Consider the following 14,543-nt stretch of genomic DNA (forward strand, 5'->3'; position numbering starts at 1 on the left):
ACATCTCGTTCATCGTTTGGCACGACCCCCGCCGAACGGGAGGGTCATTTTGCTTACTGAACGCCATAAGGTCATTGCCGGGAAAATCTGGGAAGTCGCCAATCGCTTGAGGGGGCCGTATCGGCCGCCGCAATATCGCTTGGTCATGCTTCCCATGGTTGTGTTACGCCGGCTCGACTGCGTGCTGGAGCCGACCAAAGAGGCCGTCGTCGCGGAGTATCAGCGGCTGGTTGCGGCTGGCACGCCGGAGAATGCGATCCCCAGGCTGCTAACCCGAGTGGTCGACAAAGACCGTAAGCAACCGCTCTACAACACCAGCCCCTTCACCTTTCAGAAGCTGCTGGGGGACAGCGAAAACATCGCTCCGAACCTGGTCTCCTACATCAACGGGTTCTCCGAAACCGCGCGAGCGATCTTCGATAAGTTCAAATTCGGCGAGCAGATCGAGAAACTCGATGCGAGCAACCGGCTATACACGATCGTCAAGGCGATGGCCGAGGTCGATCTGCACCCGAACAACGGCATCGACAATCTGCAGATGGGGTATTTGTTCGAATACCTCGTAATGAAATTCAACGAACAGGCGAACGAAGAGGCCGGGGACCACTTCACCCCGCGCGAAGTCATCCGGCTTATGACCCATCTCGTCTACACGGGCGAGGAGGATGTCTACAAACCCGGCGTCTATCGCGAGATTTACGATCCAGCCTGCGGCACCGGCGGCATGCTCTCAGTTTCCGAAGAGACGATCCGCGCGAGCAACGCCAAGGCTAATTTGGGTCTCTACGGGCAGGAATATAACGACGAAAGCTGGGCGATCTGCTGTTCGGACATGCTCATCAAGGATGAGGAGACCAACAACCTCGTTCTTGGCGACACGCTGGGCGACGGCAAGACACGCGACGGTTTCCCGGAAAAGCGGTTCCACTACATGCTGGCCAATCCGCCTTTTGGTGTCGAGTGGAAAGATCAGCAGAAAGTCGTCGTCAAGGAGGCTGATGAGCTGGGCTTCAGCGGCCGGTTCGGCGCAGGGCTACCAGCGATCAATGACGGCTCATTCCTGTTCCTCCAGCACATGATTTCCAAGATGCATGCCAGCCCGGAGAAGGGCGGCGAAGGATCGAAGATCGCTATCATCTTCAACGGATCGCCGTTGTTCAGTGGCGATGCCGGTTCCGGCCCATCCAATGTCCGGCGCTGGATCATCGAGAACGACTGGCTCGACGCCATCGTCGCGCTGCCCGATCAGCTCTTCTACAACACCGGCATCTTCACGTACGTCTGGCTCGTCACCAACCGAAAGCAGCCGGAGCGGCGAGGTAAAGTCCAGCTCATCGACGGCACCCGCTTTTTTGCCAGGATGAAAAAGAGCCTCAATAATAAGCGCAATGAATTGAGCGACGTGCACCTCGCCGACCTGACTCGACTCTATGGCAATTTTACCGATGGAGAAAAGGCGCGGGTCTGCACCGACGAAAAGGCTGGGACATGGGAGGAGCGCGTCGTCAGTCGCATCTTCGAGAACTGCGAATTTGGCTTTCTGAAAGTCACGGTGGAGCGGCCCCTACGGCTCAATTTCGAGGCGACACCGGAGCGGATCGCACGGCTGGACGATCAATCAGCATTCGTTGCGCTGGCCATGTCGAAGAAGCGCAAGGACGCCAAGGCAGTGGAAGCCGAAGAGGCCGAAGGCAGGGCCCTGCAAGAGTCGATCCGGGCAGCGCTAGGCACGCTCGCAGGGGCCGGGCTGGTCAAGGACCGCGACCGCTTCGAGGCACTGCTGGAGGCCGCCGCGAAACGCGCGAAACTGAAGCTGCCCGGCCCTATTAAGAAAGCGATCTTCGCGGCGCTGGGCGAGCGCGATCCCACAGCGGAGATTTGCCGGGATAGCAAGGACAGGCCGGAGCCGGACAGCGAATTGCGCGATACCGAAAATATCCCGCTGCCCTCCGGCACGGCCTTGCCGCTGCCGATGAACTTCGGGCCGGATATGCCTAATGATGATCTGGTCAGGGCCATGAAGCCCGCCATTGATGCTTTTATCGCTGCCGAAGTGCTGCCCCATGTCCCCGATGCCTGGGTGGACTATACCAAGACCAAGATCGGCTATGAAATCCCGATCAACCGGCATTTCTACGTCTACAAGCCGCCCCGCCCGCTGGGCGAGATTGAGATGGACATCACCAAGCTGGAAGGCGAGATTGCCGATCTGCTCAAGGGGTTGGTGGCGTGAGCTTCGTAGCCACCAGCGACGTGCTGCCCGCGTGGATTGGCGAACCGCCCAACGATTGGCGAACCGACTGGCTAAAATGGCACGTTGCTCTTTCGACGATCCGCCCCAGCGACGACGAAGCCGAACAACTGCCTTACATATCAAACGAAGATATAGAATCTTGGACAGGGCGGATGCTTAACACCGATCCGCAGCCTGTCGAGGCGGACGGGCGGCGGTTTTGGACCGACAATGTACTGTTCAATAAGCTGCGACCTTATCTGGCGAAAGTCTATCACGCACCATTTGACGGCGTGAGTTCTGGCGAATTTCTCTGCCTGCGCGCATCAGCTGAAGTCCTGCCCCGCTTCCTCTTCTACGTCAGCAGTTCCAGGGCGTTCGTTGACGCTGTTAATGCCGAGACTTTCGGTTCAAAAATGCCGCGCGCCGATTGGGAAATTGTCGGCCACCAACCCTTGCCGTTGCCATCTCTCAAAACTCAGGCGCGCATTGCCGCTTTTCTAGATGAAAAGACGGTGCAGATCGACGCTCTGATCGCCCGCAAGCGGGCGCTGCTGGCGCGCCTTGCCGAAAAGCGGCAGGCGATCATAACCCAGGCCGTCACCAAAGGCCTGAATCGCGGCGCGCCCTTGAACGACAGCGGTATTGACTGGCTAGGCTACGTTCCTGCGCATTGGGAGGTGAAGCGGCTAAAATACGTTTCGCCGCGCGTCACCGTAGGGATCGTGGTTACGCCTGCTGCCTATTATACTGATCAAGGGACGCTTGCCCTTCGCGGACTAAATATCAAGACAATGGATTTCGACTTATCGGACACGCGAAATATCACCGACGATGGCCATGAGCTCAATCGCAAATCGACATTGCGCGAAGGTGATCTTGTTGCCGTGCGGACGGGCGCGCCAGGAACAACAGCCGTCGTTACCAAAGAACTCGCAGGTTGTAACTGTATAGACCTTGTCATCATCCGGCGCCCGAACAATGCAGATCCTCGTTATATCGGATGGTTTCTCAACAGCGACATCGCAAAGACGCAATATGGGATGGGATCTGAGGGCGCTCTACAACAGCACTTTAACGTCGAAACCTCTAAGGAGGTTGTTCTGTCATTGCCGCCGCTTGTTGAGCAGCGCGCAATTTCAGCGCACATCGACGCCGCCATGATCGCCCATGATCGCCAGCGGGGCATGGTCGAGGAAAGCATTTCCAAGCTGGCTGAATACCGATCCGCCCTCATCACCTCCGCTGTCACGGGCCAGATCAAGGGGTTGCAATGAGCCTCGATGCGTCCAGCTATTTCGATCACCTTCGCGCTTACATCTCCGACAAATATATTGTGGATGACGGCTCGACAGGCGCGATCACACTGGCCGAAAAATACTTCCCTGAAGGATCGGCGAAAAAGGTCACGCGGAAGGTGGTGTTGCCATTCAATGGCAAAGCCTTCGCCATCAAGCTGGATGGCAGGAGCGAGGCGCTCTTTGATTTTCTGGACGACAACGGGAAGCAATGGTCCAAGCGATGCGATTTCGTTATCTTTCAATGCTATCGCCGCGCCATCAACGCCTATCTGTTCGAGTTCAAATCGCGCAGCCTTGAGGCGCAATCCATCATCGACCAGCTAAGGGCAGGGGCGAATTGGTGCGGCAGCCTCCGCAAGGTGGTGAACCAATATACGGGTGATGATCGCGGCATCCGGGTCCGCAAATTCGTCCTCACCGAGAACGAAAATCCGGCAAAATATCTCGATGCGGCTGGCCATTATCTCGCGCGCGAGCCGTCAGTTCGCCATTATCATTACGATGAGATCAGAGAATTGACACTCGATGCGCTGGAAAACAGCTCCATAAGGACGGTGTGAGGGGGAGTCATGGCAGGCCACACCGAAACCGACTTCGAACGTGCCATTGAATATGGCTTGGTCCAGCACGATCGCTACACCAAAGGCGATCCCAAGACCTTCGATCCGGCGACCGCGCTATTCCCTGATGACGTCATTGGCTTCATTCGCGACAGCCAGCCGGGGCGCTGGCAACAGTTGGAGGCGATGCTCAAAGAGCGCACCGCCCCGACGATCATCGACAGCCTAACCAAGGAATTGGCGAGCAAGGGCGCGCTCGGCGTGCTGCGTCACGGGTTCAAATGCTACGGCAAGACGCTGCGCCTCGCCTATTTTCGGCCCAATTCAGGGCTGAACCCGGACAGCGCGGCCCGGTATGCCGCCAACCGGCTGACCATCACCCGGCAAGTCGAGTTTATCTCCGAGGTGCTCAAGCGCCCGGATGGCGGCAAGCGCAAATGCGTCATCGACATGGTGCTGTCGGTCAATGGGCTGCCGGTCGTGACGGCGGAACTCAAAAACCCGCTCACTCACCAGCGCGCCGAAGATGCCTGCAAGCAGTATATGCGGGACCGCGACGGCCGCGACCTGCTGTTTCGCTTCAAGGAGCGGGCGCTGGTGCATTTCGCTGTCGATCCCGACGAAGTGTGGATGGCAACGCAGTTGAAGGGGGAGGATACCTATTTCCTGCCGTTCAACCGCGGCCACAATTACGGTGCGGGCAACCCGCCGGTCGAGGGCAATTGGAAAACGCATTACCTGTGGGAAGAGGCGCTGTGCGCCGACAGCCTGCTCGATATTCTCCAGCGGTTCATGCATCTGGAGGTGAGCGAGCGGACGGTCGAGACTTCGACTGGCTTTCGCACAATCCGCAAGGAAGCGATGATCTTCCCTCGCTATCATCAGCTAGACTCGGTGCGGCGGCTGGTTTCCCATGCCGAGGCGCATGGGTCCGGCCACAATTACCTGATTCAGCACTCGGCCGGTTCGGGCAAGTCGAACAGCATCGCGTGGCTCGCGCACCGGCTGGCAACGCTCCACGATGCGGCCGACGAGAAAGTGTTTCATTCGGTGGTCGTCATCACCGACCGGCGCGTGCTCGACCAGCAATTACAGAACACCATCTACCAATTCGAGCATAAGACCGGCGTGGTCGAAAAGATCGACGAGAACACGCAGCAACTTGCCAAGGCGCTGTCGAACGGCACGCCGATTATAATTTCGACAATCCAGAAATTTCCTTTCATCTCTCAGGCGATCAGAACGCTGGAGGCCAAGGGCGAAGGCGTCGCCATCGACACCCGCAACCGGCGCTTCGCGGTGATCGTGGACGAAGCGCATAGCTCGCAATCGGGCGATACGGTTGCCGCGCTCAAGGGCATCCTGAACAAGGACGGCATCGCCGACGCCATTGCCGCACAGGCGGGCGATGAGGAGGATGACGATCTGTCCGAGGAGGCCAAGGTCACGATCCGCCAGCAGATGTTGCAGCGTGCGCGCCAGCCTAACCTGAGCTTTTTCGCCTTCACTGCGACACCCAAGTTCAAAACCAAGCTGGTCTTTGACGAGCCGGGGCCGACCGGGGCCGCGCCATTCCACGAATATTCGATGCGCCAGGCGATCGAAGAAGGCTTCATCCTCGACGTTCTGCAGAACTATGTGACCTACAAGCGCTTCTTCGGGTTGGTTAAGCAGGTCGAGCATGACCCGGACGTGCCGAAGCAAAGGGCCGCTAATGCTCTGGGACAGTATCTCGAGCTTCACCCGGTCAACATCGAGCAGGTGATCGCGGTCATCATAGAGCATTTCCGCCTTCGGGTGATGCACGAACTCGGCGGCCGGGCGAAGGCGATGGTCGTCACCGGATCGCGTCTATCGGCGGTCAAATACAAGCGGGCGTTCGACCGGTACATTCAGGATCGTGGCTATCAGGGCATCCGAGCGCTGGTCGCGTTTTCGGGGACGGTCGAAGATCCCGACGATCCGGGCTCATCGTTTACCGAAGTCGGCATGAACGACGGCCTGCCCGAACGCGAACTTCCCGAACGGTTCGGCGGTGACGATTATCGCGTGTTGATCGTCGCCGAGAAGTACCAGACAGGCTTCGACCAGCCGTTGTTGCAGACCATGTACGTGGTCAAGAAGCTTGCGGGTGTACAGGCGGTACAGACCCTTTCGCGCCTCAATCGCACCGCCCCAGGCAAGACCCGGACTTTCGTCCTCGATTTCAGGAACGAGGAAGCGGACATCTACAAGGCGTTCAAACCCTATTACGAAGCCACGCCGATCGGAGAAAATGCCGATCCGCAAAAACTCAATGAACTTCATCACAAGCTATTGCAGCCGGCTGTGTTTACGCCGGTCGACGTAGATGAGTTTGCCGAAGTCTGGTTCAAGCTTCGGCGCGATCATAGCGGGCAGGATCACCGGCTGATGAATGCTGTGCTCGACCGATCGGTTGATCGCTTCAACGATTTGGATGAGGTGGTGCAGGAGGAGTTTCGCGGTCAGATGACCGCCTTCAACAACCTCTATTCTTTCTTGTCGCAGATCATGCCGTACTTCGATGAGGGTCTCGAACGGCTCTACGCGTTCCTGCGCAACCTGTCCCCGAAGCTCCCGCGCCCTGGCGATGGATCAAAGTTCACGCTGGATGACGACGTGGCGCTGAAGTTCTTTCGCCTCCAGCAGGTCAGCGACGGCATCATCGATCTTTCCCAAGGGGAGGCTTACCCGCTCAAAGGTCCGACGGACGTTGGCAGCGCGAGAGTGCGGGACGTGGACGTCGCGCTCTCAACGCTGGTAGCCAAACTTAACGAGCGTTTCGGAACCGACTTCACCGAGGCGGATCAGCTCTTTTTCGATCAGGTCCGGGCTACCGCCGAGCGGGACGAGAAGGTAGTGGAAGCCGCACAGGCCAATAATTTCCCAAACTTCGCCGCCTATTTCGGCCGGGTACTCGAAGACCTGTTTATCGATCGGATGGACGGCAATGAGGAGATTTTCCGCCGCGTGATGAGCGACAACCAGTTTCGAGGCGCGGCGCAGGAGCATATTGCTCGCGAGGTCTACGAACGAATTCGAGCGGAAATTCACCGGGAGTCCGAAAGCGGCTAAGCCTGCCTGCGAGCGGTATCGCGAGGGACTGCGCGCCACCGGCTCCCCCCTCCTTGCGACGAACGGTGCATTTTCCCCTACCAATCCGATGGGAATTGCGTCATAGGCACCGCCGGACTTACCCCAGGACCAATTCGCGAGGCGCTGTGCCGAGCGGGGGCGCGGCCTGGATTTTACGGAGATTTGTCCATGAAGAAGCTCGTAGTTCTCTCGGTGATTGCTCCTGTCGTGCTCGGCCTCGCGGCTTGCGGCGGCAACAAGGCGGCCGACAACGCCGTCGTCGTCACCAACACCGACGACGTGAACCTGACCGACACCACCAACATCACCGACGAGAACGTCAGCGACGTCACGGCCAACGCCAGCAACGTCGCCGAGTAATCGGCGCGGCGGCGGGGCGACCCGCCACCGGAACAACAGGCCGCGCGGTCCGATGGGATCGCGCGGCCTTCGTTTTGTCCGGATGCCGCCGGCGCGCGGTCGGCGCGGCCGCCATGTTAGGGATCGAGCATCGCGTCGAGCAGGCTGATGTGCAGCCACATCCGTTCGAGCAGATCCTCGGGCTCCGCGATACCGCTGGCCGCGCACGCGGCGGCGATCTCGCTGTCGATGTCGAGCAGGTCGCGATCGGGGTCGGCGACGACCGGCGTGCCTGCGCTCATCTGCGCATTGGCGCGGCAGAAAAAGGCGAAATAGGCGTCGGCCGCGGCGATGAACGCGGTCGCGCCCTGCGCTTCCAGATAATCGGCGACCACGCCCGCCTTTCCGAACTCGCCGTGCGCGGCCAGGGGATCGGGATAGGGCACGAAATGCACCTTGCCCGCGGCATCGATCACACGGCCGAGCGGAAACAGCCGGCACACCAGCGGGCGGTCGGCATGGACGGTACAGCCCTGATCGCCCAGGAAGATGCAGCGCCCGTCCTCCTGCTGGCGCAAGGCGCCGTCGATGGTGAAATCGTCGCGCGCCTGGGCGGTGGAGACGCCGCGATTGCGCGCCAGCCGCGCGATCTCATACGGATTGACCTGGATGCGCTTGTCGACGCAGCAGCTGTTGCAGCGCGTGCAGCGATAGCTGAACCGCGTGCCGGCCGTCATCGGGGCCGTCATCGGGTCGTCGGACGGCATGCTCGCCTGCTCCCCTTCTCCTGATCCCGAGCATAGCGGAGCAGGGCGGTTATCGGATAGGATCGATGCGACTCCGTTCCAGAAAGACTCCATGCGCCTCTCCATCGACGCCCGGCTCGACTATTGGCTTGCCGCGCCGGCCGACCTGCTGTTCGCGCTGGAAGTGGCGCAGACGCCCGATCAGCATCTGGTCACCGACCTGTTGCGGATCGGCGGGGTAGAGGCATTGCGCCCGATCGCCGCGGATAACGGCCTGGGGCGCCGCACCTGGACGCGGGGGGAGGGGCGAGTGACCGCGCATTACACCGCGACGGTGGAGGTCGATCGTGCGGGTGCGACACTCCACGGCCTCGCCGCCGACGACATCAAGCTGCTGCCGGCGGACGTCGTGCCGTTCCTGTTCCCCAGCCGCTATTGCGAATCCGACCGGTTCGATGCGCTCGTCCGGCGCGAGTTCGGCGCGCTGTCGGGCGGTGATCGGGTCGAGGCGATGGCGGCGTGGATCCGCGGCCATCTCGATTATGTCGTCGGGTCGAGCGACGCGACCACCACTGCGGCCGACACCTATATCGCGCATCGCGGCGTGTGCCGCGATTTCGCGCATTTGCTGATCGCCTTCGTCCGCGCCGCCGATATCCCCGCGCGGATGGTCGCCGCCTATGCCTGGCGGCTCGATCCGCCCGATTTCCATGCGGTGGTGGAAGTGTGGCTGGACGGCGCATGGCGGCTGATCGATCCCACCGGGCTGGCGCCGGTCGAAGGGCTGGTGCGGATTGGGGTTGGGCGGGACGCGACGGATATCAGCTTCATGACGATCTTCGGTGAGGCGGAGTGTTTGTCGCAGAGCGTGACGGTCGAGCGGGTGGGGTGAGTGGGTAGCTTAAGCCCCTCCCCTTCAGGGGAGGGGTTGGGGGTGGGGCAGTGCCTCAAGCCGGTCGCTCGTGGATAGGCCCCACCCCAACCCCTCCCCTGAAGGGGAGGGGCTTTATTTGCCTCACCTAAACCTTCAACACCCACCCCCGCGCTCGCAGGAACAGCGTAATCGCGATCGAAATCCCCCCCGCAATCACCGCATACAGCATCGACGTCCAATCCAGCGGCAATCCCGTCGCGGCGATCCCCGCCAGCAGCTTTTCGCCCAGATGCTCGCCGCCGATCGGCACCATCATCAGCACGATCGCCACCGCATCGTGGACGACATAGAGCGTCAGCGACACCGCGCCGAGCGCGGCGAGCGTCTGCGCGAGGCGCGACGCGCCGATCCGCGGCCAGACGATCTTGAGCAATGCCAGCAGGCCGAGCCCGATCGCCGCGTTGATCAGGGTGAAGGTCGGCGTCCACAAATTCTTGTTGATCGGCCAGAACCAGGCGGCACCGAGCGTGAGGCCGAGGCACAGAACGGCGACGGCGGCGATCATGATCACCGGCTTCTTGCGGCGCACCGACATGCGCTGCACCGCGATCCCGATCATCGTCGTGGCGATCGCCGACAAGGTCGACAGCGGCCCCTCGGGATCGAAAGGCGGGCCGTTATCGGGCTGGCCATAGAGCCGCGTCCCGCCGAGGATCGCATGATCGAGCCAGCCGCTCATCCCTTCGCCCGGCGCCATGCTGGCGATCAGGTCGCCCGGCGCGGGCAGATGGAGCAGCACGCCATGGACCAACATCAGCACGCCGGCGGCGATGGCCGGCGCTTTCCACGTCGTCGTCTGGCGGCACGCGATCGCGCAGACCAGATAGACGATGCCGATCCGTTCGAGCACGCCGGTGAAGCGGATCTCCTCCAGCTTGAGACTGAAATGGACGATGAAGCCGATCGCGAAACCGATGAACCACAGCAGGGCCGACCGCCGCACGATCTTCGCGATCGACGGCCGCGGCATCTTCCCGTCCATCGTCAGCGGCAGAGCGAGGCCGACCGCGAGCAGGAACATCGGGAACACCAGATCGGCGAAGGTCAGCCCGTTCCACGGCGCATGATTGATCCACCAGAAAGCGTGCTCCTCCGACCCCTGGAGGTTGGCGAGCACCATTCCGAAAATGGCAAAGCCGCGCAGCGCATCGAGCGCTTCGTCGCGGACGCGGACCGGTTTCGACATATCCATTGGTCCTGTCCCTAATCAGCCCGCGATCACCATGCCACCCTTCATCACCATCCGCACCTGGCGGACCGCGGCGATGTCGGCGGTGGGATCGCCATCGACTGCGATCAAATCGGCGAGCAGGCCCGGTTTGACCGCGCCCAGCTTGGTGTCGAGGTGGAACCAGCGCGCATTGCCCCAGGTCGCGGCGATCAGCACGTCTGCCGGGCTCATCCCGCCGGCGACCATCAGCTCCATCTCGCGTGCATTCGTGCCATGCGCGAACACACCGACATCGCCGCCCATACAGAGATGGACGCCGGCCTTCATCGCCATCTGGAAGCTCCGGCGGTTGATCAGGACGGCCTCGGGCGCCGGCTCGGTTCCGGTCCAGCCGCGATAGCGCGAGGTCGCATCCGACGCGGCGAGCGTCGGGCAGAGCGCGATGCCCTTCTTCGCCATCTCGGCGAAGATTTCGGGCGTGCCGCCATAGCCATGCTCGATCGTATCGACTCCCGCGGCGATCGCGCGGCGCATGCCCTCGGCGGTCGCCGAATGGACCGCGACCGGGCGGCCGGCGTCGTGCGCGGCGGCAACGGCGGCTTTCATTTCCTCCAGGCTCAGCGTCGGGCGGCTGTCCTCGCCCGGGCGCCAGCGATAATCGGCGTAGAGCTTCACCCAGTCGGCACCCCCCGCGATCTGGCGGCGCACCGCGGCGACGATCGACTCGACTCCCGACACTTCCTCGGCGCCTTGCGGGATGGCGACGCCGGGCTCGAACCCCTTGGGACCGTAAGCGCCCAGCGCGACGATCGCGCGGGTCGCGACGTTGAGCCGCGGACCGGGGACGATGCCCTGATCGATCGCCGCCTTCAGCCCGACATCGGCATAGCCCGCGCCTTCGGTGCCGAGATCGCGCTCGCTGGTGAACCCCGCGAGCAGGGTCGCGCGGGCACTAGCCACCGCACGCACGGTCCGCAGCGCTAGCGGCTCGTGCAGCACCTGATCGTCCCAGCTCGTCTCGTTATAGGGATGGAGGAACAGATGGCCGTGCCCCTCGATCATCCCGGGCATCAGCGTCTCGCCGGGCAAGTCGATCACCTTGGCGTCGGCGGGCGCCGACAGGTTCGGCCCGACCGCGGCGATACGATCGCCCTCGACCAGCACTTGCCAGCCGGTATGCGTCTTGCCGTCCAGCCCGTCGAACACGCGCGCGGGTTTCAGCAGCACGGCTTGTTTCGGCGCTTCGGCGGCGGGAAGAGCAGCCGCCGGCCCGAGCAACATCGCCAGTACAAGTGCCACCCAGCGCATGGTTTTCTCCCCGGTGTCGCGTTACGCTCCCGATATGGATAGAGCCCTCCGCCTCCCGCTCCTAGCCCTTGCGGCACTGACCATGGCGCCGACCGCGCCGGACCCCGCTGCCGCCGACATGGCGCGGTGGCGAGCGCAGGCGGCGCGCGTCACGATCACCCGCGACGATTGGGGCATTCCGCACGTCCGCGGGCAGAGCGACGCCGATGCCGTGTTCGGGATGATCTATGCCCAGGCCGAGGACGATTTCTCGCGCGTCGAGGCGAATTACCTGACCGCGCTCGGCCGCACCGCCGAGGCCGATGGCGAGGACGCGATCTGGGGCGATCTGCGCCAGCGGCTCTACGTCGATCCCGCCGAGCTCAAGGCGCAATATGCGGCGAGCGCGCCGTGGCTGAAATCGCTGATGAACGCCTGGGCCGACGGGCTCAATTTCTACCTGGCGACGCATCCCGGCACCAGGCCCAAGGTGCTCACGCATTTCGAGCCGTGGATGGCGCTGAGCTTCACCGAGGGCAGTATCGGCGGCGATATCGAGCGGATTTCGCTCAGCGATCTCAAGACCTTCTACGGCAAGCCGACGCCGCCAACGCCCGAGGAACTCGGCATGGTGCCGCGCGAGCCGTCGGGATCGAATGGCATCGCGATCGCGCCCCGGCTGACCTCGGGCGGCAAGGCGCTGCTGCTGATCAACCCGCACACCAGTTTCTACTTCCGCTCCGAGGCGCAGATGTCGAGCGCGCAAGGCCTCGACGCTTATGGCGCGTCGACCTGGGGCCAGTTCTTCATCTACCAGGGGTTCAACGCCAAAGCGGGGTGGATGCACACCTCATCCACCGTCGACAATGTCGACGAATTCGCCGAGCGCGTGACGAAGCGCGGCGACGGCTATGTCTATCGCTACGGCAGTGCCGAGCGATCAGTGACCAGCGCGGTAGTGACCTTGCGCTATCGCAAATCCGACGGGTCGCTAGGCGAACGCCGCTTCACCACCTGGCGCACGCATCACGGCCCGATCGTCGCGGCGAAGAACGGGCGCTGGATCGCTGAGGCCCTGATGTGGAAGCCGGTGCCCGCGCTCGAGCAGAGCTGGCTCAGGACCAAGACCAGCGACCTCAAGAGCTTCCTTCAGGTCGCGTCGCGCCGAGCCAATTCGTCGAACGACACTTTGTTCGCCGACAGCAAGGGCGAAATCGCGTTCCTGATGCCGCAATTCATGCCGGTGCGCGACAATCGCTTCGATTACACCCGACCGGTCGACGGCGGCAATCCGGCGACCGACTGGAAAGGGCTGCACACGCTTCCCAGCTTGCCGAGCGTGCTCAATCCGCGGGTCGGCTGGGTGCACAATACTAACGACTGGCCCTGGGATGCGGCGGGCCCGGACAGTCCCAAGGCAACCGATTACCCACGCTACATGGATCAGACCGGCCCCAATGCCCGCGGCACACATGCCGACCTGCTGCTCAAGGGCAAGAGCGGCTGGACGCCGGAGAAGCTGCGCGTCGCGGCGTTCGACAGCTATTTGCCCGCCTTCGCCGAGCTGATCCCCGGACTGGTCAAGGCTTGGGATGCGCTACCGGCGGACGATCCGCGACGGGCCCGACTGGCCGAGCCGATCGCGTTGTTGCGCGGCTGGGATCGCCGCTGGGGTTATGAGTCCACCGCGACCAGCCTGGCGGTGTTCTGGGGCGACCAATTGTGGCGCGAGGTCGGCGGTTTCGCCCAGGCCGAGCGGATGAACGTCCCCGATTATATCGCGACGCGAGTCAAACCGGGCGACAAGCTCGACGCATTGGCGGCGGCCACCGACCGGCTCAAGCGCGACTTCGGCGACTGGCGCGTGCCCTGGCGCAATATCAACCGCTTCCAGCGGCTCGACGACGCCATCGCGCCGCATTTCGACGATGCCGGGGATTCCACGCCGGTACCCTTCACCTCCGCGCAATGGGGCAGTCTCGCCTCGTTCGGCGCCAAGACCTGGCCGGGGACCAAGCGCTATTACGGCACCAGCGGCAACAGCTTCGTCGCATTGGTCGAATTCGGGCCGCGAGTGAAGGCGATGGCAGTGATGGCTGGCGGGCAGAGCGGCGAACCCGCCTCGCGCCATTTCGCCGACCAGATCGGTCGCTATGCCGAGGGACGGCTGCGCCCGGTCTATTTCTACCCGGACGAGCTCAAGGGCCATGTCGAGCGGCACTACCGCCCAGGCGAATAGGCTCAGGACGGCGGCGCCGGTATCGCGTCCGCGGGACCGGCCAGGCTGCTCTGCGGCAGCGCGATACGCACGAGCTTCCACGCGAACAGGCCGCGCCGTTGGAACACTAGGTTCACAGGGTCGTCAGCCGCGCCCTGGCGTCGCAAGGTGACGTCGAAACGGTTGAGCGCCACATAGTGAAAGCCATAATCAACCCGCCGGGGCGTCGCGGAAGCCGTGTCGCCGCTACCGACCTTGCCCGCCCGAACCAACGCCGCGATCCCTTCCGGCGTCACGACGCTGTCGATCATGCGGTCGAGGATCGACGGCATCAGCATCGCGCCAAGCCCGGCGAGCGGATTGTCGCGCATCGCTGGATCGCGCTCCATCCGTGTCGTCACCGCCGCCGTCAGCTGCGGTTTCAAGTCGGCGCGCACCGCCGGAAAATCGACCGAGCCGCGCAGCTTCTCCGCGTCACCCTGTTTAGCCGCGGCGACGAAGCCGCGCACCGCGACATAAGGCGACGCGCCATAAGCCAGCGCGAACAATGCGAACGCGGCGCCGATTGCAATGATCCAGCCCTTGCGCATGCGATCCTTTCGGCCCCGCGCCCAACCTAAGGTGGCCGGTTCCTCGC

At 62.7% G+C, this 14,543-nt stretch carries 11 protein-coding genes; 7 read left to right on the top strand and 4 right to left on the bottom strand.

Annotation, left to right across the window (positions count from 1 at the left end; genetic code table 11):
- Nucleotides 1–49 precede the first annotated feature (49 nt).
- From AC1DQQ_RS15705 to AC1DQQ_RS15725, 5 genes are all read left to right on the top strand, one after another.
- Nucleotides 50–2,233, top strand: coding sequence for a type I restriction-modification system subunit M (locus AC1DQQ_RS15705; protein WP_478045722.1), 2,184 nt, complete (start codon nucleotides 50–52; stop codon nucleotides 2,231–2,233).
- Entirely contained in the window at nucleotides 2,230–3,510 is a 1,281-nt protein-coding gene (locus AC1DQQ_RS15710; protein ID WP_478045724.1) for a restriction endonuclease subunit S, read from the top strand. Before AC1DQQ_RS15705 ends, AC1DQQ_RS15710 begins: the two co-directional genes overlap by 4 nt.
- Nucleotides 3,507–4,094, top strand: coding sequence for a hypothetical protein (locus tag AC1DQQ_RS15715; protein WP_478045725.1), 588 nt, complete (start codon nucleotides 3,507–3,509; stop codon nucleotides 4,092–4,094). The genes AC1DQQ_RS15710 and AC1DQQ_RS15715 overlap by 4 nt, the downstream gene beginning before the upstream one ends.
- Nucleotides 4,095–4,103: 9 nt before the next feature.
- Nucleotides 4,104–7,190 (top strand): type I restriction endonuclease subunit R, encoded by a 3,087-nt coding sequence (locus tag AC1DQQ_RS15720; RefSeq protein ID WP_478045726.1) that lies wholly within the window; start codon nucleotides 4,104–4,106, stop codon nucleotides 7,188–7,190.
- 189 nt (nucleotides 7,191–7,379) lie between these two features.
- The gene (locus tag AC1DQQ_RS15725) at nucleotides 7,380–7,571 is read left to right on the top strand and encodes a hypothetical protein (protein ID WP_478042777.1); all 192 of its coding nucleotides are present in this window, start codon (nucleotides 7,380–7,382) and stop codon (nucleotides 7,569–7,571) included.
- Between the two features lie 116 nt (nucleotides 7,572–7,687).
- On the opposite strand, the gene AC1DQQ_RS15730 is transcribed toward AC1DQQ_RS15725, so the two are convergent.
- Complete coding sequence (locus tag AC1DQQ_RS15730; protein WP_478045727.1) at nucleotides 7,688–8,317, bottom strand: YkgJ family cysteine cluster protein; 630 nt, start codon at nucleotides 8,315–8,317, stop codon at nucleotides 7,688–7,690.
- A 91-nt stretch (nucleotides 8,318–8,408) separates the two neighbouring features.
- Here AC1DQQ_RS15730 and AC1DQQ_RS15735 point away from each other — a divergent pair, with 91 nt between their 5' ends.
- Nucleotides 8,409–9,188 (top strand): transglutaminase-like domain-containing protein, encoded by a 780-nt coding sequence (locus tag AC1DQQ_RS15735; protein WP_478045728.1) that lies wholly within the window; start codon nucleotides 8,409–8,411, stop codon nucleotides 9,186–9,188.
- 127 nt (nucleotides 9,189–9,315) lie between these two features.
- Here the strand turns inward: AC1DQQ_RS15735 and AC1DQQ_RS15740 are convergent, their stop codons facing one another.
- Nucleotides 9,316–10,422: an acyltransferase family protein gene (locus AC1DQQ_RS15740; RefSeq protein WP_478045729.1), complete on the bottom strand. Its 1,107-nt coding sequence runs from the start codon at nucleotides 10,420–10,422 to the stop codon at nucleotides 9,316–9,318.
- 15 nt (nucleotides 10,423–10,437) lie between these two features.
- Nucleotides 10,438–11,709 carry a metal-dependent hydrolase family protein gene (locus AC1DQQ_RS15745; protein ID WP_478045730.1) on the bottom strand — a complete coding sequence of 424 codons (1,272 nt, stop codon included), beginning with the start codon at nucleotides 11,707–11,709 and terminating at the stop codon, nucleotides 10,438–10,440.
- A gap of 34 nt (nucleotides 11,710–11,743) precedes the next feature.
- On the opposite strand from AC1DQQ_RS15745, the gene AC1DQQ_RS15750 reads away from it, so the two are divergent.
- A complete protein-coding gene (locus tag AC1DQQ_RS15750; protein WP_478045731.1) occupies nucleotides 11,744–13,927 on the top strand; it encodes a penicillin acylase family protein in 2,184 nt (727 codons plus the stop codon).
- Between the two features lie 2 nt (nucleotides 13,928–13,929).
- Here AC1DQQ_RS15750 and AC1DQQ_RS15755 read toward each other — a convergent pair whose 3' ends face one another.
- Nucleotides 13,930–14,496 carry a DUF2939 domain-containing protein gene (locus AC1DQQ_RS15755; RefSeq protein ID WP_478045732.1) on the bottom strand — a complete coding sequence of 189 codons (567 nt, stop codon included), beginning with the start codon at nucleotides 14,494–14,496 and terminating at the stop codon, nucleotides 13,930–13,932.
- Between the last annotated feature and the right edge of the window lie 47 nt (nucleotides 14,497–14,543).

The organism is Sphingomonas sp. P4_G3 (assembly GCF_056401105.1).